Source organism: Nocardia sp. NBC_00511 (assembly GCF_045161165.1).
GTDB lineage: Bacteria > Actinomycetota > Actinomycetes > Mycobacteriales > Mycobacteriaceae > Nocardia.
In genome coordinates this window covers 6,574,139-6,600,565 of sequence record NZ_CP107849.1, presented here as the reverse complement: position 1 = coordinate 6,600,565, position 26,427 = coordinate 6,574,139, and the positions used below count along the sequence as shown (strand labels likewise).

Below are 26,427 nucleotides of genomic sequence, written 5' to 3'. Positions count from 1 at the left end.
ACCAGAAATGGTTTCGGCCCCCGAGCACGGCAAGACCGTCATCGGCGACCGGGACATGCGGGTATCGGATGTCGAACGCGAACACGTCGGCCGGCTGCTGCAGCGCGCGGTAGGGCTCGGCATGCTGTCGCTGGGTGAGTTCACCGAGCGCATGGACACCGCGCTCGCGGCCAAGACCCGGGGCGAGCTCAATTCGGTGCTGGTCGATCTGCCGGGCGTCCGGTTGGTCGGGCAGCCCGCACCTCAGCAGTTCACGCAGGCGCAACCGGCGTACGCGCCGCGCTATGCGCCCGGACATCGCCCGGTTGCCACGCCCGGCAACCTCATTCGCACCCGCATGTCCAGCGTGCGGCGGCAGGGCAGCTGGCAGGTACCGCCGGCGCTGGTGGTCGAGAGCTCGATGGGCAGTGTGCATCTCGACTTCACACAGGCTGTGATGTCCACCCAGGTGGTCGAGATCCATATCAACGCCACCTGCGGTTCCATGGAGTTGCTCGTGCCCGCCGAGGCCACCGTCGACATGAACGCGGTCGACCTGATCGGTTCCAGCGTCAACACCAAGGTCCGCACCGGTCCGCCCATGGGCCCGCTGCACATCATCGTGCACGGCACGCTGCGCTTCAGCTCCATCACCGCCAAGCACCCGTTCGGTACCAACTGGAAGCGTTTCCTCAACGGCGCCTGACGTGATGCCCCCCACCCGCGTGAATAGGGGGCAGCCGCAGGACTCTTCGGCCGGTATCGTCTCGCTCATGGCGGAAGGCATACCGGCGGAACAGATCCCGGCGGCGGTGCACCGGTCCGGGCACGGCGAACCCCTGCTCCTGCTGCACGGCGTGCTGCTGACCTGGCAGTCCTGGGGTGCGGTGCTCGACGACCTGGCCGCCGACCACACCCTGCTGGCCCCCACCCTGCCCGGCCACTTCGGCGGCCCCGAGGCCGCCCACCCCGTCACCGTCGGCTCGCTGATCGACCACTGCGAACGCCTGCTGGACGAATCCGGTTGGGAGACAGCCCACATCGCGGGCAACTCGCTGGGCGGCTGGATCGCGCTGGAACTCGCCGCCCGCGGCCGCGCCCGCTCCTGCACCGCGATCGCCCCCGCCGGATTCTGGCGCACACCCGCCGCCTCCGAAGCCCTGCTGCGCAAGTTCCGCGCCTTCGGCCCCATCCTCGGCATCGGCCCCGGTCACCGCCCCGCCGTCCCCTCCCTGGTGCGCAGCCTGCTGGTCCCACTGCTCGCCCACCGTCCCGCGGACGTCCCCAATACCCTGGCCAAGGCCATGGCGGAGGCCGTCACCCGCTGCGACATCGCCGAGGACCTCGCCGCCGACCCCGGCCTGTCCACCGGCTTCACCACCCTCGAATCCCTCAGCACCCCGACCACGGTCCTGCTCCCGGCATACGACCGAGTCCTGCCCGCCCACCTCTACTCGGAACTGACCGCCACCCCGACCGTGGAGATCCGCCACCTGCCCGACCTCGGCCACGTCCCGATGCTCGAAGCGCCGGACCTGATCACCGCCGAGATCCGCGCCACCATCGCCCGCGCGCCGGCCCCGGCCCAATCGTCCTGACCGGGCCGTTTCCCGGCGTCGAGTAGTCGCGCAGGCGGTGAGCGGGTAGGAACCGTAGGGCTGATCGAGTGTTTCTACTCATCAGCCGGACCGGTCCGGGTCGACAGGATGGCGGACATGAATCTCGCCATCGATCCTCGCCTGATCGCGCGGCTGTCGACTGAATTCACCTCGCTCAGCGAGCATCTGAACGTCCTCGGCCGCGACCTCGAAACCCTGCACGACCAGTTCGTCGCCGACCATCCGCAATCCGTGGTCCCCGTCCCGCCCGTCCCCGCACCACCGGTGACGGGCGCGGCCGTGTTCGGGGCCGCCCAGCCGGTTCCGCCGGGTGCCACAGCTGCCGTGAATCCTGTTCCCGCTTCAGCAAGTTCGACCGATGTGACGCCGGCGCACACCGGACCGGCTGCGCCCGGCTGGGCGCAGTCACCGGTCGGGGGAGTCGGTGCGCCATCGATTCCGCAGCCGGGAATGCCCGGCGGACAGCAGGTCAGGCCTCCGGAAACCACTGGCGGGCAGCATATTCCGGGTGCACCTGCCGGTGCGGGTGCCGGTCGGTCGGTGTTCGACCCCGCTGCGCCAGGTGTGGGTCCCGCTGTCGCGTCGGCTGGACCGGGTCCTCAGTCTGCGCCCGGTCCGGGGGCGCAGCCCGGGCCCGGTGCCGGGATCGCGGGTCCTCAGCCGGGGCCCGGTGTGGGGATGGGTTGGGGACAACCCGGGGTCGGCATGCCCGGAGGGCAGGTGCGGTGGGAGCAGGGGCGGTATCAGCCGATGCCGTCGCTGCCGCGGCAACAGCAGTGGCGGCCCGTGCCGGCGCGGACGCCGTGGTGGCAGCGGGAAGGGGTGATCAGCCGGGTGCTGGCGGTGGCGGGGGTGGCCGTCACGTTGATCGGGGTGGTGATGCTTTTGGTGCTGGCGGCGCAGGCGGGGTTCTTCGGGCCGGTGCCGAGAGTGGTTGCGGGGGCGGTGTTCTCGGCGGCGCTGGTGGGTGCGGGGTTGCGGGTGCACGGGAAAGCGGGCGGGCAGGTGGGAGCGGTCGCGCTGGCCGCCACGGGTATCGCGGGGGGATATCTGGATGTGGTCGCGGTGAGCGGTTTCTACCACTGGCTGCCCGCGGTGGCCGGGTATGTGGTGGCGCTGGGGATCGCGGCGGGCGGGGTGTGGCTGGCCGTGCGCTGGGGGTCGCAGACACTGGCGGTGCTGGTGGTGGCGGGGGCGGCCGTGTTGGCGCCCGCGCTGAGCACGGATATCGCGTTGATCGGATTCTTGATCGTGCTGCAGATCGCGGCACTGCCGGTGCATCTGGTGCGGGATTGGCCGGTGCTGCATGTGGTTCGGACGCTGCCCGCGGTGCTCGCGACCTTCGCGGTGGCGGCGCTGACCACCGTCGGTCGCCAGTTCGATTCGAGTGGTGACGGGCCGTGGGTTCGAGTTTTGCTGGCCGCCATCGTCATTGCGGCGGTGGGTCTGGTCGGTGCGCTGCTCGCCACCCGGAGACGCAGCGGGGATGTCACCGCGAGCCTGACCTTCGCGGCGGCGACGCTGCCGCTGCTGGTCGCGCCCGGCATGTTCGATCGACGTGGCGCGGTAGTTGTCGCGGGGTCGTTCGCGGCGGTACTGCTGGCGGTGGCAGCGGTCGCGCTGATTCCGAAACTCGCTGAGCGGGTGCGTATTCCGGGCCATCTGACCGTGGTGTCGGCGGTCGCCGGGGCGTTCGCGCTGCTGGAAGCCTGCCTCGGGGTGACGCGGGTGCAGACGCTGCCGATCGCGCTGCTGCTGGTGGCGCTGGGCTTCCTGGCGGTGGGCGGGCAGCTGCGGTCGCGGCTCGCGGCCGTCATCGGTGTGGCGTACGGCGGGCTGGGCATGCTGGTCTACCTGGTGCGGGTGCATCCGACGGTGCTGGCCGAGCAGTCGGAAGCCGAAGCGCGGCTGGGCATCTCGACCGCGCTGGGGGCGGTCGCGGTGCTGGCCGCGGTGGCGGTGGGACTGTGGTGCGCGCGGCGACTGGGGATGATGGCCCGTGAACACGACGCCACCACCCTCGCGGTTGCCGGTGGGATCGCGGCGCTGTACGCGGTGACGGCACTGAGTGTTTCGCTGGGCGTGGCGACCGGTTCCAAGGACGGGTTCCTGGCCGGGCACGGCATCGCCACCGTGGTGTGGATGGTCGCGGCCACCGCGGGCATGCTGTACGGGCTGCGGAATCTGGCCCGGACGCCGCAGCGCGCGAAAGCGGCTCTCGGCGTGGGACTGCCGCTCACCGCGGCGGCGCTGGCCAAGCTGTTCCTGTTCGACCTGGCCACCCTCGACGGGCTGGTGCGGGCGGGCGCGTTCCTGGTGGTTGGCGTGCTGCTGCTCCTGGTCGGCACCCGGTACGCGCGGGCCTTCGCCGAGGCCGCCGACCGCGGCGCACCGACGACATAGCGGAAATGCCCACGGGCACAGCGGGAAGAAGAACGCCCGGCCGGATCATCCGGCCGGGCGTTCGCGTTGTCCTGATCAGTCCCGATTCTGCCTGCGCAACAACTCGTTCACGCTGACCTGACGACCGTCGCCGCCACGATGCTTGGCGTCCTCGTCGTCCTCGGGCTTCGGCTTGCGGCGGTTGGACCGTAGGTCCGACATCCACTGCTCGATATTGCTGCGCCCGCCGGGCTGCTGCTCCTCGGCGGCGTGATGCGTCGGATGCGGTTCGGCGGCACCGGAATCCGCGGCCTGCTCGGGCTGCTCGACCGGCTGCGCCGGGTGCGGCTGATACAGCTGCGCCCGGGTGGCCGGATGCGGCGGCACCTTCATCGACGGCGGCGGCAACACCCTATCCGCACCCACCGGCACGGCGGGAGCGTCCGAATCCTCGGGTGCGGCAGGCGATTCCGGCTGTGACACCGATGGCACCGGCGGTGCGACCGAGGGGATCGGCGCGGGATTCGCCGGAGTCCGGGTCGGCGAACCGAAGTCACCGATCGGCCTCGGGGCCTGCGCGTCACGCTCCGAGACGTCGGAATCGGTGCCGCGGCTCGGCGGGATCGTTCCGAAATCCGTGGTCGGGGCATCGGCGGCGGCCGCGGCCGATCCGGCGCCCAGATTGGTGAAACCGCGTGCGCCGGAGCCGATATCGCCGCGTCCGGGGCCGGCCGGACCGTTCGGAACGCCATTGCTCAGGAGACCGGCGACCGGGTTGCCGCGATCCACGGCATCGTCGTCACCGAGATCTACCAGGTCGGGGGCCTCGGACGAGGTGCTGTCCGATCCACCGAGCAGCGAACCGGAATTGCCCAGCAGCGAACCGGATCCACCGAGCAGCGAACTCGATCCACCGAGCAGCGAACTGCTGGACGGGCCCGGCTCCGGGCTGGTCTTGGTGAAGGGCGGCGGAGTGGTGGTGGACGGGGTCACACCGGAACCGGGACGCGAAGTGCCGGTGGGTATTTCGGGTGCGGGCGGGGTGGCCTCCGGCGTCGCGGGGGTGTCGATGCGCTGCGTGGGGGCCTCGCTGTCGACATCCACGGTGCGCACCGGCCGCGGCTTGCGCCGGTGCGCCGGTGCGGCGCCCTCCGGCAGGATCGGGATCTGCATGGTGACCGGGTCGGTGATGGGGGTGGTCTTCACCAGGTCGACCACTTCACCGCCGCCGGGCCGCTCATCGTCGAGGATGGGCTCGCCCAGCCCGATCCGCTGCTGAATCTTCTTCATCCACTTGGGCGCCCACCAGCAGTCGTCGCCGAGCAGCTTCATGGTGGCCGGGACCAGCAGCATGCGCAGCACGGTCGCGTCGATGAACAGCGCCGCCACCATGCCGTAGGCGATGTACTGCATCATCACCAGGTCGGAGAACGCGAACGCGCCCGTGACCACCAGCAGGATGAGCGCGGCCGCGGTGATGATGCGGCCGGTCTGCGCGGTGCCCGCGCGCACCGCCTCGGTGGTGGACGCACCCTGGGTGCGCGACTCCACCATGCGAGACAGCAGGAACACCTCGTAGTCGATGGACAGGCCGTAGACCACCGAGATGATCAGCACCAGCACCGGACTCATGATCGGCTGTGGGGTGAAGTTCAGCAGTCCGGAGCCGTGACCGTCGATGAAGATCCAGGTCAGGATGCCCAGCGTCGACCCGAGGCCGAGCGCGGACATCAATGCCGCCTTGATCGGCAGCACCAGCGAACCGAAGGTGAGGAACATCAGGATGGTGGTCACCAGCACCACCAGCGCGATCATCAGCGGCATGCGGTCCAGCAGCGAATCGATGCTGTCCTGCATCATCACCGGCTGACCGGTCACGAAAACCTGTGCGCCGTCGGGCACGTCGATGGAGCGCAGATAGCTCGCGGTGTCGTTGACGTCCGCACCCGTCTCCATCGGCCGCGAGGTCTGCCAGACATTGGAGCCGTTGGGCGGTGTCGACGGAATCGAGAACGTGGTCTTGGGTTGCAGACCCGGCGCCTGATTGGCCTCGTTGAGAACGGTGCCGATATCGCGCGAATTGTCGGTGACGATCACCAGCTGCACCGGATCGGCCTTGCGCAGCGGGAAGATCTCGTCGAAGTGCTGCTGCGCCAACCGGGTCGGATTGTCCGGCGGCAGATAGGTTTCGCTGATCCCGCCGAACTGCAGGTTCTTGACCGGGATGATGAGCAGCAGCAGGCCGATGGTGAGCGGGATCGCCACCTTCAGCGGATGCTTCATCACCCACGCGGTCATCCGGCCCCAGAAGCCGTTCTCGATCTCCTCGCTGGTCTTGGACTTGCGGAACCACTTGAGCCCCAGCGCGTCCACGCGCTTGCCGAGAATGCTGAGCATGGCGGGCAGGATGGTCAGCGCCGAGAGCGCCGCCAGCATGACCGTCGCGATGGTGCCGTAGGCGACCGACTTCAGGAAGCCCTGCGGGAACAGCAGCATGCCCGCGCTGGCGGCCACGATCATGGTCGCCGAGAACACCACGGTGCGTCCGGCCGTCTGCACCGAGCGCCGGACGGCCGCACGGGTGTCGTACCCGTCGGCCACCTCTTCGCGGAATCGGCTGACTATGAACAGGCCGTAGTCGATGGCCAGACCCAGGCCGATCATCGAAACCACCGGCGAGACGAACGAATTCACCTCGGTGAACTTGGTGATGCCCATGACGATGCCGTTGGCGCCGAGCACGGTGAGACCACCGATGATCAGCGGCAGCGCCGCGGCGACCACACCGCCGAAGATGAAGAACAGCAGCACGGCGACGACCGGGATGGCGATCATCTCCATCCGCTTCTGGTCCTGCGCCATGGTGTCGTTCAGGGTGCCCGCGATGGGTTGCAGACCACCGACCTCGACCGTGACGCCGGGGACGCCGAAGACGCCCTTCACCGCGCGATAGTTGTTCACCATCTCGGTGTCGTTGTCGCCCTTGATCGCAACGGTCGCGAACGCGTGCTTACGATCCGGGCTGGCCGCCTGCGCGAGCTGCTGCCCGGTGTTCGTCTTCCACGGGGAGACGTTCACCTTCGCGATCTGCGGGTACTTCTCCGGCAGGGCGTTGAGGCTGGCGACGACCTTCTGTTGGAAGTCCGGATCATCGATGGTCTTGCCATCGGGCGGGGTGTACAGCAGCACCACGTCACTGTTGTGGTCGCGGCCGTACACCGAATCCTGAAGCACCGCAGCCTGAGACGACTGCGCGTTCGGATCGAACCATCCGCTGGAGCTGAGATGGTTCTCCAGCCCCAACCCGAATCCTCCGAGTCCGAGCATGGCGGCGACGACCACACCCAGGACGGTGTAGCGCAGCTTGTAGACCAGGTCGCCCCAGCGGGTGAACACTAAGCGACTCCTTGAGCGGGGCGGGAGGTGAGCAGGGCCGACAGCGGCCGGAACGGCTGCAGCCATGCGCCCTCGTCGGGCAGCGAGTCGAGGCTGACCCGGGGCAGCGGTTCACGGAACACGCCCGGGATGTCCTCGAGGTCGATGAATTCGAGAATATCCGACGTGACGGCCCAACTCGCGTGCTCGCGAAAACCCAGCACCTGAACCGGGATACCGGAGGCGGCGATTTCCTCGAGCGGTGCGCGAAATGCCTGTCCGTCGGCAGAGGCGACCATGATTCCGGCCAAACCCGCACCGCGACGGCGTAGCTCGATATGTCCGAGCATGTCGCTGTCGACATCGGAGTCTTCGTCGATCTTGGGTTTGGCGAAAACGGCGTAGCCGACATTGCGCAGCGCCTCGACCCACGGTCGCACGACGTCCGCGGTACCCGGCGCGATATTGGTGAATACGGTGGCCTCGGGTTCGACCCGGGTCACGCTGCCGACCGAGAGTTCGGCGGTGCGGGCCAGCAGCCAGCGGCCGAGCGCGTCGAAACGCGGACGGTAGGCGGCGGTCGGGCGTCCGCCGAGAATGGCGCCGAGTCCCATATCCAGGTTCGGCGCGTCCCAGACCAGCAGGACGCGACGCACGTCGGCGGTGGTGCCACCCAGGCCGACAGTTGCGGTGCCGCCCAGGCCAGCCGAGCCCGTTAGTTCGGTCGAGGCGCTGCCGTGCACAATTCCGGCAACTTCCGCGACCTCGGGGGACATCTCACTGACGCTCATGATTCGATCTTCCCCCAGATGAACTCGGTGATGGCGCTACCCGCGCGGAGTCCTTTGTTTTCGAATTTGGTAACCGGACGTTCGAAACCGATCGGTGCCTTGTTCCGGTAGGTGTCGGGATCGCCGCCAGTCGGCTCGTTCATGCCGATGAGCTGCGGTTCCGCATTGCCGTACCGGCCGATCCACTCCGCGTAATCCGCGTGATCGGTCGCAACGTGCAAAACGCCGCCCGGAATCAGGCGACTTGCGATGAGTGTGAAGGTCTCCGGCTGCAACAGTCGCCGCTTGTGATGGCGCGCCTTGGGCCACGGGTCCGGAAAGAACACGCGAACACCTGTCAGCGACTCCGGAGCAACCATATTTTCCAGCACATCCACCGCATCGCCGCGCAGCACTCGCAAATTGTCGATGCCGTCGCGTTCGATGCGCTGCACCAATTGCGCCAGGCCCGGCTTGTAGACCTCGATGCCGACCAGATTGAACTGCGGCTCGGCCAGCGCCATCGCCGCCGTGGCCGTGCCGGTGCCACAGCCGATCTCGACGATCACCGGTGCGCTGCGGCCGAACCACGCGTCGGCGTCCAGCTTTTCGTCGGCGACGTCGCGTCCGATGACCGGCCACATGCGGTCCCAGGAGTCCTGACGTGACGGACTCACCGCGCCCCGGCGGGCGCGGAAACTGGTGACCCGGGGATAGAGGCGGTGGCCTCCGTTGCGATCCAGTACGGCGTCGGTGCTTTCGAGGTGATCGGCGTCACCGGCGTGGTCGTCGGACCGCGGCCCGGGAACTGGCTCGGCAGTGTGGTTCGCGGCGTCGTTCACGGCGTCCATTGTCCAGTATTGGATCTTCGGCGCAGCATTCGACCACGGGTTGCGCCGCCGCGTCGCACTCAGGCTGCCAGGCCCGACACCTCGTCGGACGGCCGCACGGTGACCGGCCGCAATGGCAGTCCGAACGTGACACGCATTGCGGTAGTTGCCATTTCCACCAGGCCGCGCCACTGCGTCGGCGGCAGCGCAACCGACCAGACAGTCTTGGTTGTGGGTTCGGTAAGAGTTCTTCCGGCCAATCGATCGGCGAGCCAATCCAGACTCAGCGGGGTCGCCAGCGGCAGCAGCGAGAAATGCTCACTGAGCCGATCACGCAGATACCAGACCGCGGCGCCGCGCTCCCGGTACCGCGCCACCTGACCATCCACACCCGCCACATCGATCACCTGATCGTGCACCGGCTGCACCACCAGCACCGGACAGGCCGGGGCGCGATTGCCCAGCCGGATCTCGTCGAACATGGGCTCGAGGTCCGGCAGGATCTCCGCCAGCGGACGCTTCAGGTAGTCGTCCATATCGCGGCCCATCAGCATCGGCAGCACCGCGAGCGGGCCCAGGCTCCGAGCGCGCTCGAGCACCCGCAGGCCGTCGGCGGTGAGATCGCGGGCCATCACCTCCGCGAGCACCGGATACACCTGCTGCAGTGCCGCGATCACGATGGCCGGGAAGCCCGCGAACGCGCCGCCGTTCAAACTTAGGAACACATGCCGCGGATCACCCACCGGCGCACCGAGGGCCGCGCCGACGATATTCAGCTCCGGCGCGTACTCGGGGGCCATCTCGATCAGCCAGGACGCGGCCATGCCGCCACCGGAGTAGCCCCACACCGCGACCCGGGTGCCCGCGTGCAGCGCCAGCGGCGCGAAACGCAGTGCGGCCCGGACGCCGTCGAGGCCGCGGTAGCCGGGCTCGCGGGCGACACCGAAACCGCCCTGCGGCCCTTCGTGATCCGCGATGCTCACCGCCCAGCCGCGCCGCAGCGCGCCCGCGACCAGCAGCCACTCCAGCTGGGTGATCGAACCGGGCGAGAGCGAACCGCGGCGCAGCGCGTACGACGGCGCGCAGCGATCGGTCACCGCGTCCATGGCGGTCTGGAAGGCGAGCAGCGGGCGTTCGGCATCCGGCTCCGCGCCCTCGGGCAGCAGCACCGTGGTGATCGCCACCTCGGGGACGCCGTGCAGATCCTGACTGCGATACAGCAACTGCCAGGCCGTGACCCGCTGCGGGATCACGCCGAACAGCGCGATCTCCACCGAACGGGTGCGCAGGATGGTGCCCGGTGCCTGGCGGGCGAAACCGCGCGGGGGATGGAAGAACGGATCCTGGCTGGGCGGCAGCGGGCGTTCGCGACCGGTGTCGGGGAGCGCGTCGGCCGTGATCGCCACCGGCGGTAGCGGATGCGCGGTATCGGAATTTCGGATGACGTCGGCATTGACGGTCATCGCCCACCTCCTGGTCGAGTCCGGCTTCGGACCGACGGAGATCGCCGCAGCCGCGCATCGGCCTTGGCGCCGACTGAAAGGCCAGCGTATGGGAATTCCGGGTATCTGTGAAGAGTAGTTGCAGCGAATTGTGCTGGCGCACAGAAGGTCTCGAGTCCGTTTTGGGATACTTCCTGTTCACCACGGCATTCCCGGCACGGTGAGGTGAATCGTCCACGGCCGCTGCGACCTTGCGATTATTCTGCCCTGGTGTCGGCAGGGCGACCACCGCGCATCCAGGTCACGGGCCGCGCCCGGTCGGGTAAAACCACCGTGCGAAATGCCTTGTCGCTCATCTCCGCCGAAGAAACCCGACCGGTCGATCAGCCCCGGCAAACCGATCCCACCCTGGACGCCGACCTTGTCCTCTATATCCTCCCCGCCCGCGCGGACCCCGCCGACCGCCGCCTGCTCGCCACCCTCCCACCCGAATCCACCCTTGTAATCCTGAACAAAGCCGACACCCTCGCGCCGCGCTGGTCCGACGCCGCCACCGCCGCCGATACCCTCACCACCGAACTCGGCCTGCTCACCCTCCCTTTCATCGCCGATCTCGCCGTCCACACCCGTACCGGCGCCCTCACCGATCCCGACCTGCGCACGCTGCGCCGACTGCTCGCCCACCCGGACCCGCGTCGTCTGCTCTCCCACGACCTCTTCGCCGACCCCGCCGGACCCGACGCCGAGCACCGCCGCGCCCTGCTCGACCGCTGGGACCTGCACGGCATCTCCTGCGCGCTGACCGCCCTGCACCACGACCCCACCCTCACTCCGCCCGCCCTGTTGCAGATCCTGCACTGCGCCAGCGGAATAGAGCCCCTCCACCGGGAACTCCAGCATCGGTACGAAGCGACCGCCGCCCGACTTCGCCATCGTTGAGCACCCAGCCGAACCCCACATCGGGAACGAATCAGCGATGTTGATGCCCGAACCCCGCCCCACCGACTCCGTCGTCCCCCCGGCGCAGCCTCCCACGTCCGCACTGCGAGCGGTTGTGGCGGGATTGCCTGTGGATGACGGGCTGACCCTGGATCTGCCGCCGATCGAGCGCTCGCGGGCCGAAGTCGTGAGCACGCCGGTCGAGGTGCGGTCGAGTGCGGACGATGTGCTGCCGGGTCTGAACCTGCCGCCGGTCGGGCCTCCGGAACGCGGAGAATCGGCAGAGCCCCCGGACCCGGAAGAGGCTGTGGCGCAGGCGGTACCAGCGGACCGGTCGGATTCTCCTGGCACAGCACCTCCACCCGATGCTGAATCGAAGGGGGTGCGAACCACTGCGAGTGGGGTGTCCGCGGCGGCGGAAAATGTTGTGATGCGGTGGAATCCGCATGGGCTGGCGCTGTTGCGGGCGGTGGTGGGAGCCGTGGGGGAGGGGGAGCCGTCGGTGCTGTTGATGGCTGGGGATGAATCGGGGGCGGCGGTTTTGCGGGTCGAATTAGCTCGGATGCGGCCGCGGGTGGAGATGACGATGGGGTCGGAGGCGGGTGAGGTGCGGGGGCCCGCCGCGGTGGCGCTGGTGGTGTTGGACGCGGGGGCGGTCATCGGGGCGGAGGGGTTGGGGGTGGTGCGGGGGTTACGGGCGGCGGGGACTCGGATCGTGTTCGCGTTGGACGGGATTCAGGCGCATCGGGAGTGGCGGGAGGTGTGGCGGGCGGATTCGGAACTGCTGGAGGGGGAGGGCGGGGGCGGGGTGGAGATCGTGCCGGTGTCGGGGCGGTTGGCGGCGGTGGGGCGCGCGGAAGGGGATGGGGCGCTGCTGGATCGGTCGGGGGTGGGGTTGTTGCATGCGCGGCTGGTGGCGGCGGTGGGGGCGGGGGCGGTGGGGGATCAGGGGGCGATCGTGCGGGAGCGGGTGCTGGCCGATACCCGGCGGCGGATCGAGGGCGAGTTGGGGAGGCTGCTCGGGGGTGGGGATGTGGCGGCGCTGCGGGAGGAGCGGGCGCGGCTGTTGGCGGTGGGGGACGGCGGGCGCGGGACGGCGATGGCCGTGGTGCGCAATCGGGTGCAATTGGCGCGGGTTGAGCTGTTGCACGAGGTAGGAGCGCGGATTCGGGCCGCGCACACCGGTCTTCGGGCCGATATAGAACGGCTGGCGCGGGGCGCACACGCCGAATTTCCGCGCCACGCGCACGCCGCTGTGGAAAAACTCACACTCGAGATGGATCGCACGATTCGTTCCCGGATGGCCGAATTGTGCCGTCAAGTCGAGGAATCCGTCGCGGCGGAATGGCATATATCTTTTCCGACACCGCCGGAACGCGCAGCACGGGCGATGGCCGTGCCGGGCCCGCGCTGCCGCGGCGCGGAGGACCATCTGGTGGTCGCGCTGGGGGCCTCGGCGGGGTTCGGACTGGGCCGTCTGCTGGTGACGCCGCTGGCCCTGCTGCAGGCCTTCGACTACGCGATCATGCCGGTCAGTCTGCTGCTCGGTGCCGCCGCCGCGGGCTGGGTGGTGCGCGCCCGGCGTCACCTCGCCGAGGGCGTTCACCTGCAGCAATGGGTCGCCGACACGCTGGTCGACGCCAAGGCGCAGCTGGAACAGCGGGTCGCCACGGCCCTCGTCGAGGCCGAGGAACGGCTCACCGACGAGGTGCTCGGCAGCGCCACCGCACGCCTGGTCGGCACCGATCTGCGGGTCGGTGAACTGGAGGCGCGATTACGCCAGGCGGCCCAGCGCCGCCCCGCTCTGCAGGCGGCATGCGAACGTGACCTGGCCGCACTCGAATTCAGATAGCGGCTGGTCGGAGGTTTCGACCCGATACCGAGTGGACAACCCGATTCCGTACACCCCGATATATGGCGTTAACCTCTATGGCAGGAACTAGGGCATCCGCGTCGCAGTTGTACGCCCGTCCAACCCGGGACGGTCCGTCGCAGCCTCGTCACGGAAGCCTCGCCGCAATTGGTGGCACTCGGTGTCGCGAGCCGCACTCGGGCTCATGGTTACCGTGCCCGCCCGTCTCAGGAGAGTTTTCATGACCTCAGCGACCATTCCTGGTCTTCACGATGGCACCGCGCCCACCGAGCACAAGGAACTGCTTGCCTGGGTACAGGAGGTCGCAGAACTCACCCAGCCCGACCGCGTGGTCTGGTCGGACGGTTCCGAGGAGGAAGCGGCTCGCCTCTCCGAGCAGCTGGTCGCCGCCGGCACCTTCAAGAAGCTGAACGAGTCGAAGAAGCCCAACTCCTACCTGGCGCTCTCCGACCCGTCCGACGTCGCCCGCGTCGAATCCCGCACCTACATCTGTTCCAAGACCGAGGCCGACGCCGGTCCGACCAACAACTGGGTCGACCCCGCCGAGATGCGCGCCACCATGACCGAGCTGTACCGCGGCTCGATGAAGGGCCGCACCATGTACGTGGTGCCGTTCTGCATGGGCCCGCTCGGCGCCGAGGACCCCAAGCTGGGCGTCGAACTCACCGACTCCGAGTACGTCGTGGTCTCCATGCGCGTGATGACCCGCGCCGGCAAGGACGCGCTCGAGAAGCTCGGCACCGACCGCCCGTTCGTGAAGGCGCTGCACTCGCTGGGCGCCCCGCTGGCCGAGGGCCAGGCCGACGTGCCGTGGCCGTGCAACGACACCAAGTACATCACCCACTTCCCCGAGGACCGCGAGATCTGGTCCTACGGTTCGGGTTACGGCGGCAACGCGCTGCTGGGCAAGAAGTGCTACTCGCTGCGCATCGCCTCCGCGATGGCGCACGACGAGGGCTGGCTGGCCGAGCACATGCTGATCCTCAAGCTCATCTCGCCGGAGAACAAGTCGTACTACATCGCCGCGGCGTTCCCGTCGGCCTGCGGTAAGACCAACCTCGCCATGATCCAGCCGACCATCCCGGGCTGGCGCGCCGAAACCCTCGGCGACGACATCGCGTGGATGCGCTTCGGTGCGGACGGGCGACTATATGCCGTCAACCCGGAGTTCGGCTTCTTCGGCGTCGCGCCCGGCACCAACCACTCCTCCAACCCCAACGCGATGGCCACCATCGACGCGGGCAACACCGTCTACACCAACGTCGCGCTGACCGACGACGGCGACGTGTGGTGGGAGGGCCTGGAGGGCCACCCCGATCACCTGATCGACTGGAAGGGCAACGACTGGTTCGAGCGTGAGTCGGAAACCCTGGCCGCGCACCCGAACTCGCGCTACTGCACCCCGATGTCGCAGTGCCCCACCCTGGCTCCGGAATGGGACGACCCGCAGGGCGTGCCGATCTCGGCCATCCTGTTCGGCGGTCGCCGCAAGACCACCATCCCGCTGGTGACCGAGTCCTTCGACTGGCAGCACGGCGTGTTCATGGGCGCCACCGTCGGCTCCGAGCAGACCGCCGCCGCCGAGGGCAAGGTCGGCACCGTGCGCCGCGACCCGATGGCCATGCTGCCGTTCATGGGCTACCACGTGGGCGACTACATCAACCACTGGATCACCCTGGGCAAGAACGCCGATGCCCAGAAGCTCCCGAAGATCTTCTACGTCAACTGGTTCCGTCGTGGCGACGACGGCCGCTTCCTGTGGCCCGGATTCGGTGAGAACTCCCGCGTGCTGGAGTGGGTCGTCAACCGCATCGAGGGCACCGCGGACGCCGTGGCCACCCCGATCGGCAATGTTCCGCACGCGGCCAACCTCGACCTCGAGGGCCTGAACGTGAACGCCGCAGACGTCGACGAGGCCCTCGCGGTCAACGTCGAGGAGTGGAAGCGCGAGATCCCCTCCATCGAGGAGTGGTTCGACTTCATCGGCGACAAGCTGCCCTCGGGCCTGCGCGACGAGTTCGAAGCGCTCAAGGAGCGTCTGGGTTAAAAGACCTGCCGAAAAGGCCCTGCCATACCGATTCCGGTGTGGCAGGGCCTTTTTCGTATCTCAGATCAGGAACCGAAGGGCATCAGCAGGGACTTCTGCTCGCAGTAGGCGTCCAGGCCCTCGGGGCCGTTCTCGCGGCCGATGCCGGAGGTCTTGTAGCCGCCGAACGGGGCGCACGGGTCGAAGGCATACCAGTTGATGGCGTAGGTGCCGGTGCGGACCTTCGAGGCGACGGCCGCGCCGTGCTCGATGTCGGTGGTCCAGACCGAGCCCGCGAGGCCGTAGTCGCTGTCGTTGGCGATGGCGACGGCCTCCTCCTCGGTGTCGTAGGGCAGCACCGACAGGACGGGTCCGAAGATTTCCTCGCGGGCGATGGTCATGGTGTTGGTGACATCGGCGAAGACGGTGGGCTGCACGTACCAGCCGGGCAACCCCTCCGGGCGGGTGCCGCCGGTGAGCAGGCGCGCGCCCTCGTCCTTGCCCTTGCCGATGTAGCCCTCGACGCGCTCGCGCTGCGCCTGTGAGATCAGCGGCCCGAGTTGGGCGGCCGGATCGTCGGGCAGGCCGACCGGGAAGGCGGCGATGGACGCGGTCAGCGATTCCAGGATCTCGTCGTAGCGGCTGCGCGGGGCCAGGATGCGGGTTTGGGCCACGCAGGCCTGCCCGCTGTTCATCAGACCCGCGAACGCCAGCTTCGGCATGTCGGCAATGTCCATGTCGGGCAACAGGATCGCGGCCGACTTGCCGCCGAGCTCCAGCGAACAGCGCTTGAGCTGGCTGCCCGCGATGGCGGCGATCTTGCGGCCGACCGCGGTGCTGCCGGTGAAGGTCACCTTGTCGACGCCGGGGTGGGAGACCAGGTATTCGGAGGCTTCCGGCCCGGCGGGCAGCACCGACAGCACACCCTCGGGCAATCCGGCCTCGGCGAAGAGGTCGGCCAGCAGGTTCGCGGCCAGCGGGGTCAGCGGCGCGGGCTTCAACACGACGCTGCAACCGGCGAGCAATGCGGGCGCGAGTTTGTTCACGGCCAGGAACAGCGGGACATTCCAGGCGATTACCGCGGCGACCACGCCGACGGGTTCGCGGGAAACCCGGGTGGTGCCGAATACGCCGGTGCGGGTTTCGGTCCAGGGGAACGACTTTCCGAGTCCGGCGTAGAAGTCGAGGGTGGCCCGCGCCGGAATGTAGTTCAGGGTGCTGGCGGCCATGGTGGGCGCGCCCATCTCGGCGGACAGCGCGGCGGTCAGGTCACCGGCCTTCTGATCGAGCAGCGCGACGACGCGGGTCAGCAGGGCGGCGCGTTCCTCGGGCGGGGTGGTCGGCCAGGGGCCGCTGTCGAAGGCGCGCCGGGCGGCCGCGACCGCGGCGTCGACGTCGGCATTGGTGACCACGGGGACGCTGCCGACGGTTTCCAGGGTGGCGGGTGAGACGACGGGCAGGGTGTCGGTGCCGGCCGGTGTGGTCCACTGGCCGCCGATGAACAGACTCTGGTACTCCATGAGAACACGTTACAATTTCGGGTCGATCCTTGTCTGGATCCAAGCCCGGACTGGTGTCCACTCAGCGGGACTGTGCGCCAATTGAGCCGCATGTGAAAGACGGTTCTCGATTCCGGTTGCCTGCCGGTGGCTTATAGTCGGTTCGAATTTCTTTCCGACGCCGATCTGGTCGTTTGCTACCCATTAACTCGGGGTATCTTCATTAGCGCGACCGCTTGCGAATCGCGTTCTCGGTGTTCGGCCGCTCGTCCGTTACCTCTGATGCTTCACCTCTGCTGTGTTTGTGTGCGCTGTGTTCGTATGCGAAAGGTAGGCGATGGCATGACCGATCTGGACATCGACGATTTCGTTCTCCCGGAGTTAGCGGAGCTCGACGCGATGCCTATCAGCACTCCGATGCAGCGGGCTGCGAGCCAGTTGCGGAAGGTGCTGCCGCCGGGGTGGGAGGTCGAGGTCGCCGAGGCCACCTACCCGACCGCGCGGACCGGTCGACCCGCACTGCGGTTGATGCTTCCGGAGGACTGATCGTCCGACCTGGTGTGCGGACGCGAAAGTGATGTGCCGCAATCGTTTCCGCATACTTCAGGCAAACGGCCAGCACTCCGCAAAATCGAATTCCAACCTGTCGGTTCGCTTTTCGTCAAACGCACTATTGCATTCGGAACCCGTAGCGAGCATGCTTTATAGCTACCGTGGATAGCTCGTTAGTACAGGGATCCGTTCGCGCACAGGGGAGTCCGAGTCATGGCGGTCCAAGTAGTCGGTAGATCGCTGATGACCAGTGATCTCACCCCGCATCAGGCGAAAAGCGTTGGCATCGGCGGCTGGGTGGTGTCGTTCCTGCCGGGCCGCACCCTCACCACCGAGCAGGCCACCGCTGCGCTACAGGCTGCGGAAGCGGTAGCTGCCGTGAATGCTCTCGCTTGCCAAGTCGGCCTCACGGTAATGGAGACCGTCGGGTTGGCTACCCAGGAGTCACCGTGGGGCGAACCCGATCGCGGTGGCAATGGGCTACGCCGAATCTGGCGTCGCGGCCACCTCGAACGCTGATTCCGGCGCGGTAGCTCCGGGTCGCTTGGTCGCCACCACCACCAGGTTGCTGACCAGCAGCTCCCGCAGCACCGGCACCCGCACCATCCACCACGCCCAGTGCGGGTGGTAGCGCGGGAACACCGCCAGGATCTCGACGTCGGCCGGAGTCTCGTGCGCCCAGCGCACGCCTTCGGCCGCACTCACCGCGAACAGTGACCGCCCGAATCGGTTCTTCGGCTCCCGGCCGTGCTTGCGCCGGTACCGTCGCGCCGCGAATTCTCCGCCCAGGTAGTGCCAGCGCCCGGTCTCGTGGCCGCCGAACGGCCCCAGCCACACCGTGTACGAAAACACCATCAGCCCACCGGGTTTGGTGACGCGCAGCATCTCCTCGGCCATCACCCACGGGTGTGGCACGTGCTCGGCCACATTCGAGGACACGCAGATCTCGACCGCGTCGTCGCGGAACGGCAGCGCCATGCCGGATCCGCGCACCGCGCCCGCCACCCGCAGTCCGGCCGCGTGCATTTCCGACGGATCCGGTTCGACCGGCAGGTAACGCGCCCCGGCCCGGCCGAACTCGTCGGCGAAATAGCCGGGCCCGCCGCCCACGTCCAGGACGATGGTGTCGCGCAGGGAACCGCCGGTGAGGTCGCGGTAGAAGTCGCTCACCAGATCCGCGGTGTCGGCGGCGACGCCGCCGTAGAACACGGCCGGATTGGTCTGTTCGAAGCGGAAGCTGCCGAGCAGTCGCAGCGACCGGCGCAGCGTGGCCCGGCGGGCGAATCGCGGACGCTCGCTCGCCCGGCGCGCGATGCCCTTTCGGAGGGCGGCGGTCCGCTCAGCTCGAAGCACGGCGGCCAGTCTCGCACAGGTTCCACCCCGCTCGGCGGCCTGCCCGCAACCTCGCACCCCCCGATGCGCGCCCGGCTCGCCGCCGCGCCGCCGACACGCCCGCCCGATGACCGGCCGGATCCGATCGGAGCAGGTCGGATGACCACTGACGGTCCGGATCCGGCCCTCGCGCTATATGGTGGATCCCATTGTTCGTCCCCCTTTCGCATAGTCGACCCCTGGAGATCTCCCCGTGCGTGAAGTGCTGCTGCTGTGCTGGCGCGACACCGGGCATCCGCAGGGCGGCGGCAGCGAGCGGTATCTGGAGCAGGTCGGCGCCCAGTTGGCCGCGCGCGGCGTGCGGGTGACACTGCGGACGGCCGCCTATCCGGGCGCCGCCAGGCGGGAGCGGGTCGACGGGATCGAGATCAGTCGCGGTGGCGGGCGGTTCACCGTGTATCCGCGGGCGCTGGCCGCCATCGCGCTGGGCCGGATCGGGTTCGGGCCGCTGCGGGGTCTGCGACCCGACGCGGTGATCGACACCCAGAACGGAATCCCCTTCTTCGCGCGGGCCGCCACCGCCGCGCCGACGGTGGTGCTGGTGCATCACGGGCATCGGGAGCAGTGGCCGGTAGCGGGTCGGCTGGTCGGGCGGATCGGCTGGTGGATCGAATCCCGGCTGTCGCCGCGCGTGCATCGGGACAATCAGTATCTGACGGTGTCGCTGCCGTCGGCCGAGGAACTCGCGGGGCTCGGGGTGAGCGGACCGCGAATCGCGGTGGTGCGCAACGGAGCCGAGCCGGTGCCGGATCGAGTGGCCGCCGGGGACGACAGCACCCGGACCGCGCATCCGAGCATCGTGGTGCTGTCGCGGCTGGTGCCGCACAAGCAGATCGAGGACGCCATGGCCGCGGTCGCGGGACTGCGCGCCGATCTCCCCGGACTGCGCCTGGACGTGATCGGCGGCGGCTGGTGGGACGCCAACCTGCGCGCGCACGCCGATGAACTCGGCATCTCGGACGCGGTCACCTTCCACGGGCACGTGGACGAGGACCGCAAACACCGGTTGCTGGCGCGGGCCTGGGTGCATGTGCTGCCCTCGCGCAAAGAGGGCTGGGGATTGGCCGTCATCGAGGCCGCGCAGCACGGGGTGCCGACGGTCGGCTACCGGAGTTCGCGCGGGCTCACCGATTCCATCGTCGACGGTGTCACCGGACAGCTGGTGGACGACGTGCAGCAGCTCACCGCAGCCGTCGGGGAACTGCTGCGGGATCCCGAGGCGCGCACCGTACTCGGGGAGAAGGCGCGGGCTCGGGCGCGGGAATTCTCGTGGGAGCAGACCGGCAACGGGGTGTACGAAGTGCTGTCGGCGGTGACGCGCGGTGAGCGGATCGCCGGGCTGATCGCCCCGGTCCGTTCGTGATTCGCGGCCGCGACGGTTTCTGCGGGGCGGCTGTGCAGTTCCCCGAACCGCCTCGGCCGGACCCGGGCCGTTCCTAGCCTGGATGAATGTGGATCATTCTCGTCATCGCGCTAGTCAGTGTTCTCGTGATCGGGGCGGGCTTCGCCACCGGCTTCCCCCGGGACTGAGCGCGGCCGCCGCGACCCGGAAACCCCTGCGGCGGTAGCGAATCCGCCGACCAGCAGCACGGCCCACACCAGATGCGCCGTGCCGGACACGCGGCGGCTCGCGGCCGTCGCGTCGTGGGCGACGATCGTCCCCGGCACCCGGTACAACTGCAGATCCCCGTCGCTGTAGACGGAATCCAGCTGGGCCAGCGTCGTTTTCGACTCACCCAGCGGTCCGGGCGTGCGCCCCTCGACCAGCACCCATCCCACCCCCGACCGTGCCAATGCCGCGGCCGAACCCCCGTGCAGCAGCAGCTGTTCCACCTCCCGCGCCCGCGCGCCCTCGCCCGACACCACACCGCCGCGCACCGGCAGCTCCCCGGTCTGCAACACATCTCGCTTCAGCGTCCGCGGCGCCGGGTCCAGCACCGGCGCACTCCCCGAATATCGGAACTTCCGGAACATCCCACCCGGCAGCACCGCCACATCCCCGGGCGCATCCACCATCTCGGCCACTCGCTCCCATCCGGCCGGATACCGCACCGCCCGCATCTCCCCACCGACACCCCACGCCAGATCCGGCAGCGCCACCACGGTCAACACCATGAAAACCGCTGCCACCCAAGCAATTCGGACCTGCCCCGCCGAGCCGCTCGCACTCTCCGATCGCTTCGCGACCCACCGCGTCACCGCAACGCACCCGGCCGCCGCACACAGCGCGTACGCCGGAACCGCCAGCGCCACGAACTTCTGTGTATCCCGCACCAGCCCGAACCCGGGCACTCGAGTCATCAAGAACTCACCGACCGACAGTCCCCACCCGGTCGCCCCGAGCGCGGGCACCACCACCGCGACCACCGCCAGCCCCAGCAGCCGTCGACGCGCGGTCCACCGCACCTGCTCGAACAGAGCTGTCCGCGCGGTTGATTCGACCGCGCCGTCTCCGCTGCCGGAGCCGTCGGCCTGCGCCGCTGTGCCACCGAGGTTCTCGGAGCTGGAAGTCCTCAGGGGGTGGGCTTTGCCATCGCGGCCGCCGAGAACGCCTCGAACTCCGGTCGCTACGACGCTGAGCAGGAGCAGGGTGCCTATGGCGGCGAAAAACGTGGTGCGCGAATCGGGTACGGCGGTGCTGTTCCACAACCCACCCAGCCCGGCCAGACTGCCGAGCGTCCCCAGCCATGGTTCCGCCCGCGCCGCGAATGCCGCCACCCCCGCCGGGTCCGAAGGCTCACTCCCAGCTCCGGACAGGGCAGTCGCGATCAGCCACGGCGCTGCGGACAGCACCCAGAGTCCCGCCGCACCAAGCAGATTCCGCCTGCCCACCAGCACCGCCGCCACACATCCGGCCAGCAATGACCCGGTCGGCGTCAATCCGGCCGCCGCGAAGCATCCGGCCAGTGCGGCCCAGCTTCCCACCGCACGCCAGTGCGTTCCCCGGCGATCGGCCGAGGCCGGCGGGTGTGCGCGACCCACAGTGCCCGAGTTATCCACAACCGGTTCATCCACACCCGGTGGAATTTCGACGTCCGCGCGACTGCCGGTGCCCTCGGCTGGCGCTGTCGCGGCAGCAGGGTCGACTCGGTCCGTGGTATTCGCAGTCGGTGAGTTCGATTCGTGCAGCGGAGTTTCGGTGTCGCGCTGACTGTTTGCGCCTTGGGCTGGCGTGATCGCGGCTCGTTCGGCCGATCGCGCGCGTAAGCGGGTGGCGAGCAGGGCGGTCCAGGGGAGGGCGGCGTAGCCGGTGAGGAGGCTCCAGTGGCCCTGGAGCAGGCGTTCGGCGACGTAGGGGTTCCAGATGGTGACCGTGGCGGCCACCAGTCGGGGGCCGAGCCCGACGTGCAGGAGGTGTCGGGTGAGGGTGGCCGCGCCCCAGCCCGCTAGCCAGATGGCCAGCAGGAGAATCGTTTTGACGAGGATGCCGCCGTCGATGACGGTGGAGAGGGCGGCGATCAGGGCGTCCTGGGGGACGGCGCGGGGTGCGGCGTCGCCGAGGCCGAGGGCGGAATCGGTCAGATAGGACCTGGGGGTGCTGACGGCGTCACGCAGCAGGAGATAGCCGGGGCCGAGCAGGGGGCCGGTGACGAGCAGGGCCAGCGCGAGGCTGTACCCGGCGGGTATCAGTGCGGTCCAGCGCCGTTGCGTGATCATCGTGCGCACCACGAAACCGTAGCGTGGCTGTCGGGGACGCCGCCGCAGGGCTGTGGAAGGTTGTGGATGAATCCGAGATCAGCCCTGCTGGGTGCCGCTGGCTTCGAATCCCGGGACGGTGGAATCGGGTTCGGTGGTGCGGGCGGTCCGCAGGGCGAGCGCGGTGATGACCAGGGTGGTGACGGCTGCGGTGACCGTCGCGGTGACGATCAGCGCGAGGACCGAGTGGGCGAGGGTGAGCATGGCCGCGACGCCCGCGGCCAGTCCGATCCAGGTGATCGCGGCGGGTGCCGTGCGGTCGGTCGCGATCGCGGACAGCAATGCGCCCTGGAGTACCGACAGCAGTGCGCCTTCGAGAGCGAACAGCCACAGCAGACCCTCGATCGGCGCGTAGTCGTGGCCCGCGAAGAGTGGGGCCAGGGGCGCGGCGATCGCGGCTCCGGCGACGGCGATCGCGCCGATCCCCATCAGCACCGCGAGCGCCGAGCGCATGGCGCGCGCCGAATGCTGCGGCTGCGCCATGCGCGGATACAGCACCACGCCGACCGCCTGCGGCAGCCAGAACGCGATCTTGGTGGCGATGGCGCCGAGTGCGTAGCGCCCGGCATCGTTCTCGTCCAGCACGATTCGCGAAACGATCAGGTCCGCCGACGACAACGCCATCAGTGCGGCCTGCACCTGGACGGCTCGGAACACCGGGACGACCCCGAGCCCCGGCCAGCTCCGATCCGAATGTGACTGTGCGCCCGGCCGGTTCGGGTCCGCCGCGGGTTCCCGGCTGTGTCCGGCCCACGCCGTGTCGTCGAGCCAGCGGACGATCAGCACGGCCGCCGTGGCACCCGCCGCGCCTGTCCACAGTGCCGTCGCGGATCCGCCGCCACCGGCGAGCACCAGCAGCGCGGGGGTCACCCGGGCGATCATGCCGCCTGCGAGGACCAGGGCCAGGTCCCGGAATCGGCTGCGGCCCTGCAGGATTCCCTGTTCACCGGCGAGGAGCACCAGGACCGGTGCGGCGGACAGCGCCCCGGCCGCGCCCGCGATCCCCACCTTCAGCACCGCGCTCACCAGCGGTGCGAGTACCACGGCGGCCACCGCGACCAGTCCCGCGCAGCGGTAGGCCAGCCGGCGCGCGGCCGCGGTGCTCGCGCCGCGCACCACTTCCCGCGCGACCACGTTCTGCAATGCGAGCGCCGGAACCGCGCACAGGGTCTGGACGGCCAGCAGGCTCGCGAAGGAGCTGTAGCCCGCCACCCCGAGCCAGCGGCTGGCCAGCAATTGCAGCAGGTATCCGGCGACGTTCGCCGTCATCGCGCCCGCTGTCACCAGCGTGAGGTCCGCGACCACGGGCAGACGGCGTACAACGGACACCTCCGCAATGCTGCCACCCGGCGGCTGTCCCGTTGCGCGTACCCCTCGCGACTTCGGACCCGGGCCCGCCGCCATCGGCTGGCCACCGCGGCGGGGAGGTCCGGAAACGACAGTGGCCCCGCACCTTCGGGTGCGGGGCCACTGTCAGGATTCGGAACTCAGGGGTTCTTGTTCAGATCCGTCTTGCTGATGTCGATCTGCTGGGTCGGGGCGTCCGCGAACGGGTCCGGTCGGCTGGGGGCGGGGCCACCGGCCGGGGTCGGGGTGACGCGGCGGACCGGGGTGGGACCGTTGCCGGACTTGCCGAGGAAGCCGATGACCAGGCCCGCGATCAGGGCGATGAGGCCCACGATGCCGAGGATGATCGGGAGGGTGCGGCCGTAGAGCGAGATCTTGTCCATGTTGTCCTTGGCCACCGAGATCTGCGATTCGATGGTCGGCTCGTCGAAGACGAGGGTGGACTTGAGGGCGGTCACCTCGGGCTGGTCGCCGCTGCGGGCGTAGTAGAGGTGAATCTGCTCCTGGCCCTTGATGACCGTGCCGGTCTCCGGCTCGATCCACAGATCGCGGGTGTTGGTGTACCAGCGGGCCATGGTGACATCACCGTCGCCGTCCACGCCCCACTTGGCGGCGGGGAAGGTCAGCTTATTGGTCGGCGAGTTCGCGACCGTGGAGAGATCGGTGGCCGGAATGGTCTGCTGGAAGTGGTAGACCTTCAGGCTGTTGATCTCGCTCTCGTCGACATAGTTGATGTCGGAGGTCTTGCGCGCGTTGAGATCGAAGTACGGGTAGGACTTCTTCTCGGTGCCGATGGGGAAGCGGTACTGCAGACCGGTGTGCTGCACCGGGTCCAGCACGCTGTCGCCCTTCTTGTCGACGGTGACGGCGATGGAACCGTTGGGCCCACCGTCCACCGAGTCGACCGGCATACCGTTCTTACGGTCGATGGTGACCCGGTCGACGGTCGCGGTGAGCAGGCCGGTGTCGCCCTGCTTGTCGGTGCGACGCAGGGTCTGACCGGCCTGGATGGTCATTTCCGAGGCGTTCGACGGGTCTTCGACGGTGACGAAGCGCTGCGAGACGAGCGGAACGTTCTGGTCCACGTGGGCCGCGCCGGTCGGGGCGCTGAGCGACTTGGAGTCGAGCACCTCGCTGGGGGCGTTCTGCGGATTGCTCGCGACGGTGGTGATCTCCAGGTCGAGCGGCGTTTTCGCGAGCCTGCTCACCGTATAGGTGGGGATCAAGATCGCGGCGACGAGCAGCATCGCACCGAGCCCCACGAGCAGGCAGGCTACCGTCCGTCTGGTACCGGCACTGAGTGCCATGCAGGTTCTCCTCGTCGTCGAACACGTGTTTCGTCGAGCGCGGCGGTCGACGCACGGCGCTCGTGAGCCCCGACACTAACAGTCCGAACGGTTCCAGAGTGATGCCGAGGCAGGAAAACTCCGCGAAATACCCCCAAGTCAAACGGCGGGTGCTCACATGCAGTGCCGCAGGGCAGACTGATACCCGATGACCACCACCGCGCACCCAGCCGCCGAGCCGGTCCCACCGGTCGGTCCGAGTGCCGACCCCGCCGACGATCTTCGCGACTCCGGCACCGGTCCTACCGTGCTGCTCGGTCGGTTCGTTCCGGCACTCGAAGGCATGCGCGCGCTTGCCGCCCTCGGCGTCATGCTCACCCACGTCGCCTTCCAGACCGGCGCGAGCGGGCACCCGATCTTCGGCCGGGTGTGGGAGCGCTTCGATATGGCGGTCGCGGTGTTCTTCGCGCTGTCGGGCTTCCTGCTCTGGCGTCCGCACGCGGCTGCCGCCTGGGGACTGGGGAAGGCGCCGCAGGCCGGACGCTATCTGCTGCACCGCGCGGCCCGCATCCTGCCCGCGTACTGGGTGGTGGTGTGCGCGGTCCTGATCCTGCTGCCCAGCGCCGCGCATACCGCCGGGCTGCGGGTGTGGGTGTCGAATCTGGCGCTGCTGCAGGTGTTCGTGCCCTACACCCTCACCGACGGCCTCACCCAGATGTGGAGCCTGTCGGTCGAGGTGGCCTTCTATCTGTTGTTGCCGGTGTTGGCGCTGGCCCTGATGTGGTTGCGCGGCAAGCGAGCCCGGCTGCGGGTCCCGGCGGTGCTGGGTTTCGCGATGGTCTTGCTGACCTGGAATCTGCTGCCCGTCCCCACCCCGGAGGGCATTCACGCCGACAACTGGGTGCCCGCGTACCTGCCGTGGTTCGCGGTGGGCATGCTGCTGGCCGAACTCGGCGATCGGCCCGCGCCCCGCTTGCGGCGGGTGGCCGGTGACCTGCGGCTGATGTGGCCGCTGGCGCTGGCCGCCTTCCTGCTGTCGACCACGGACCTGGCCGGGCTGCGCGGGCTGACCCACGGGCAGCCCTGGCAGTACGCGTTGAAGATGGTGCTGGGCATGGTGATCGGCTTCGGCCTGCTGGCCCCGCTGGTGCTGCGGCCGGAGGTCCGGCACCGCTGGCTGGAGAGCCCGGTCGCCGCGACGCTGGGCCGCTGGTCCTTCGGCATCTTCATCTGGCATCTGGCGGTGCTGTCGATCGTGTTCCCGGTGTTCGGCATCATCCCGTTCTGCGGGCATTTCGTACTGGTGTATCTGCTGACGCTGGCCTTCACACTGCCGTTGGCGGCCGCGAGTTTCGCGTTGATCGAGGAACCGATCCGGCAGTGGACGCGTCGCCGTTTCGGTTGAGCGGCCCCGAGAATT

The 26,427-nt window shown here is 69.0% G+C and carries 20 protein-coding genes; 10 read left to right on the top strand and 10 right to left on the bottom strand.

Annotated features, from left to right (window positions below):
- The first annotated feature begins 40 nt into the window (after positions 1-40).
- Both OG300_RS30800 and OG300_RS30795 read left to right on the top strand, forming a co-directional pair.
- On the top strand, positions 41-685 hold the full coding sequence (locus OG300_RS30800) for a DUF1707 domain-containing protein (protein WP_405498742.1): 645 nt from the start codon (positions 41-43) through the stop codon (positions 683-685).
- Positions 686-752: 67 nt separating this feature from the next.
- A complete protein-coding gene (locus OG300_RS30795) occupies positions 753-1,577 on the top strand; it encodes an alpha/beta fold hydrolase (protein WP_405486993.1) in 825 nt (274 codons plus the stop codon).
- An 81-nt stretch (positions 1,578-1,658) separates the two neighbouring features.
- On the opposite strand, the gene OG300_RS30790 is transcribed toward OG300_RS30795, so the two are convergent.
- A complete protein-coding gene (locus tag OG300_RS30790; RefSeq protein ID WP_405486991.1) occupies positions 1,659-1,820 on the bottom strand; it encodes a hypothetical protein in 162 nt (53 codons plus the stop codon).
- A gap of 483 nt (positions 1,821-2,303) precedes the next feature.
- On the opposite strand from OG300_RS30790, the gene OG300_RS30785 reads away from it, so the two are divergent.
- On the top strand, positions 2,304-4,001 hold the full coding sequence (locus OG300_RS30785; protein ID WP_405486989.1) for a DUF2339 domain-containing protein: 1,698 nt from the start codon (positions 2,304-2,306) through the stop codon (positions 3,999-4,001).
- 75 nt (positions 4,002-4,076) lie between these two features.
- Here OG300_RS30785 and OG300_RS30780 read toward each other — a convergent pair whose 3' ends face one another.
- From OG300_RS30780 to OG300_RS30765, 4 genes are read right to left on the bottom strand one after another with little or no spacing between them, the layout of a single operon-like run.
- On the bottom strand, positions 4,077-7,376 hold the full coding sequence (locus OG300_RS30780) for an MMPL family transporter (protein WP_405486987.1): 3,300 nt from the start codon (positions 7,374-7,376) through the stop codon (positions 4,077-4,079).
- Entirely contained in the window at positions 7,376-8,146 is a 771-nt protein-coding gene (locus OG300_RS30775; RefSeq protein WP_405486985.1) for an NYN domain-containing protein, read from the bottom strand. Before OG300_RS30775 ends, OG300_RS30780 begins: the two co-directional genes overlap by 1 nt.
- Positions 8,143-8,976 carry a tRNA (guanosine(46)-N7)-methyltransferase TrmB gene (gene trmB, locus OG300_RS30770; RefSeq protein ID WP_405498741.1) on the bottom strand — a complete coding sequence of 278 codons (834 nt, stop codon included), beginning with the start codon at positions 8,974-8,976 and terminating at the stop codon, positions 8,143-8,145. The genes OG300_RS30775 and trmB overlap by 4 nt, the downstream gene beginning before the upstream one ends.
- Positions 8,977-9,035: 59 nt before the next feature.
- Positions 9,036-10,418 carry a lipase family protein gene (locus OG300_RS30765; protein ID WP_405486983.1) on the bottom strand — a complete coding sequence of 461 codons (1,383 nt, stop codon included), beginning with the start codon at positions 10,416-10,418 and terminating at the stop codon, positions 9,036-9,038.
- A gap of 249 nt (positions 10,419-10,667) precedes the next feature.
- On the opposite strand from OG300_RS30765, the gene OG300_RS30760 reads away from it, so the two are divergent.
- The 3 genes from OG300_RS30760 (at position 10,668) to OG300_RS30750 (ending at position 15,256) form a co-directional block, all read left to right on the top strand.
- Positions 10,668-11,336 carry a hypothetical protein gene (locus OG300_RS30760; RefSeq protein ID WP_405486981.1) on the top strand — a complete coding sequence of 223 codons (669 nt, stop codon included), beginning with the start codon at positions 10,668-10,670 and terminating at the stop codon, positions 11,334-11,336.
- A gap of 430 nt (positions 11,337-11,766) precedes the next feature.
- On the top strand, positions 11,767-13,188 hold the full coding sequence (locus tag OG300_RS30755) for a hypothetical protein (protein ID WP_405486979.1): 1,422 nt from the start codon (positions 11,767-11,769) through the stop codon (positions 13,186-13,188).
- 241 nt (positions 13,189-13,429) lie between these two features.
- Entirely contained in the window at positions 13,430-15,256 is a 1,827-nt protein-coding gene (locus OG300_RS30750) for a phosphoenolpyruvate carboxykinase (GTP) (protein ID WP_405486977.1), read from the top strand.
- A gap of 65 nt (positions 15,257-15,321) precedes the next feature.
- Here OG300_RS30750 and OG300_RS30745 read toward each other — a convergent pair whose 3' ends face one another.
- The gene (locus tag OG300_RS30745; RefSeq protein ID WP_405486975.1) at positions 15,322-16,755 is read right to left on the bottom strand and encodes an aldehyde dehydrogenase; all 1,434 of its coding nucleotides are present in this window, start codon (positions 16,753-16,755) and stop codon (positions 15,322-15,324) included.
- A gap of 321 nt (positions 16,756-17,076) precedes the next feature.
- On the opposite strand from OG300_RS30745, the gene OG300_RS30740 reads away from it, so the two are divergent.
- Both OG300_RS30740 and OG300_RS30735 read left to right on the top strand, forming a co-directional pair.
- Positions 17,077-17,280: a hypothetical protein gene (locus tag OG300_RS30740; protein ID WP_405486973.1), complete on the top strand. Its 204-nt coding sequence runs from the start codon at positions 17,077-17,079 to the stop codon at positions 17,278-17,280.
- Between the two features lie 219 nt (positions 17,281-17,499).
- A complete protein-coding gene (locus OG300_RS30735) occupies positions 17,500-17,805 on the top strand; it encodes a hypothetical protein (RefSeq protein WP_405486971.1) in 306 nt (101 codons plus the stop codon).
- Here OG300_RS30735 and OG300_RS30730 read toward each other — a convergent pair.
- Positions 17,767-18,600 carry a methyltransferase domain-containing protein gene (locus OG300_RS30730; RefSeq protein ID WP_405498740.1) on the bottom strand — a complete coding sequence of 278 codons (834 nt, stop codon included), beginning with the start codon at positions 18,598-18,600 and terminating at the stop codon, positions 17,767-17,769. The two genes, OG300_RS30735 and OG300_RS30730, sit on opposite strands and share 39 nt — an antisense overlap.
- Before the next feature lie 271 nt (positions 18,601-18,871).
- Between OG300_RS30730 and OG300_RS30725 the strand changes: the two genes are divergently transcribed.
- The gene (locus tag OG300_RS30725) at positions 18,872-20,041 is read left to right on the top strand and encodes a glycosyltransferase family 4 protein (protein WP_405486969.1); all 1,170 of its coding nucleotides are present in this window, start codon (positions 18,872-18,874) and stop codon (positions 20,039-20,041) included.
- 110 nt (positions 20,042-20,151) lie between these two features.
- On the opposite strand, the gene OG300_RS30720 is transcribed toward OG300_RS30725, so the two are convergent.
- The 3 genes from OG300_RS30720 to OG300_RS30710 all read right to left on the bottom strand — a co-directional run bounded on the left by OG300_RS30720 (position 20,152) and on the right by OG300_RS30710 (position 25,028).
- Positions 20,152-22,335 carry a hypothetical protein gene (locus OG300_RS30720; protein WP_405498739.1) on the bottom strand — a complete coding sequence of 728 codons (2,184 nt, stop codon included), beginning with the start codon at positions 22,333-22,335 and terminating at the stop codon, positions 20,152-20,154.
- A 78-nt stretch (positions 22,336-22,413) separates the two neighbouring features.
- Entirely contained in the window at positions 22,414-23,643 is a 1,230-nt protein-coding gene (locus OG300_RS30715; protein ID WP_405498738.1) for a polysaccharide biosynthesis protein, read from the bottom strand.
- 218 nt (positions 23,644-23,861) lie between these two features.
- Positions 23,862-25,028, bottom strand: coding sequence for a DUF3068 domain-containing protein (locus OG300_RS30710; protein ID WP_405486967.1), 1,167 nt, complete (start codon positions 25,026-25,028; stop codon positions 23,862-23,864).
- A 187-nt stretch (positions 25,029-25,215) separates the two neighbouring features.
- Between OG300_RS30710 and OG300_RS30705 the strand changes: the two genes are divergently transcribed.
- Positions 25,216-26,412: an acyltransferase family protein gene (locus tag OG300_RS30705; protein ID WP_405486965.1), complete on the top strand. Its 1,197-nt coding sequence runs from the start codon at positions 25,216-25,218 to the stop codon at positions 26,410-26,412.
- Positions 26,413-26,427 lie beyond the last annotated feature (15 nt).

Excerpts from the sequence above, each read along its gene's own strand:
- trmB (WP_405498741.1), bottom strand. The coding sequence starts at position 8,976 with ATGGACGCCGTGAACGACGCCGCGAACCACACTGCCGAGCCAGTTCCC.
- OG300_RS30705 (WP_405486965.1), top strand. The coding sequence starts at position 25,216 with ATGACCACCACCGCGCACCCAGCCGCCGAGCCGGTCCCACCGGTCGGT.
- OG300_RS30755 (WP_405486979.1), top strand. The coding sequence starts at position 11,767 with ATGCGGTGGAATCCGCATGGGCTGGCGCTGTTGCGGGCGGTGGTGGGA.
- OG300_RS30735 (WP_405486971.1), top strand. The coding sequence starts at position 17,500 with ATGGCGGTCCAAGTAGTCGGTAGATCGCTGATGACCAGTGATCTCACC.
- OG300_RS30790 (WP_405486991.1), bottom strand. The coding sequence starts at position 1,820 with ATGGTCGGCGACGAACTGGTCGTGCAGGGTTTCGAGGTCGCGGCCGAG.
- OG300_RS30775 (WP_405486985.1), bottom strand. The coding sequence starts at position 8,146 with ATGAGCGTCAGTGAGATGTCCCCCGAGGTCGCGGAAGTTGCCGGAATT.
- OG300_RS30720 (WP_405498739.1), bottom strand. The coding sequence starts at position 22,335 with ATGATCACGCAACGGCGCTGGACCGCACTGATACCCGCCGGGTACAGC.
- OG300_RS30750 (WP_405486977.1), top strand. The coding sequence starts at position 13,430 with ATGACCTCAGCGACCATTCCTGGTCTTCACGATGGCACCGCGCCCACC.
- OG300_RS30740 (WP_405486973.1), top strand. The coding sequence starts at position 17,077 with ATGACCGATCTGGACATCGACGATTTCGTTCTCCCGGAGTTAGCGGAG.
- OG300_RS30745 (WP_405486975.1), bottom strand. The coding sequence starts at position 16,755 with ATGGAGTACCAGAGTCTGTTCATCGGCGGCCAGTGGACCACACCGGCC.
- OG300_RS30765 (WP_405486983.1), bottom strand. The coding sequence starts at position 10,418 with ATGACCGTCAATGCCGACGTCATCCGAAATTCCGATACCGCGCATCCG.
- OG300_RS30785 (WP_405486989.1), top strand. The coding sequence starts at position 2,304 with ATGCCCGGAGGGCAGGTGCGGTGGGAGCAGGGGCGGTATCAGCCGATG.
- OG300_RS30710 (WP_405486967.1), bottom strand. The coding sequence starts at position 25,028 with ATGGCACTCAGTGCCGGTACCAGACGGACGGTAGCCTGCCTGCTCGTG.
- OG300_RS30715 (WP_405498738.1), bottom strand. The coding sequence starts at position 23,643 with ATGACGGCGAACGTCGCCGGATACCTGCTGCAATTGCTGGCCAGCCGC.
- OG300_RS30795 (WP_405486993.1), top strand. The coding sequence starts at position 753 with ATGGCGGAAGGCATACCGGCGGAACAGATCCCGGCGGCGGTGCACCGG.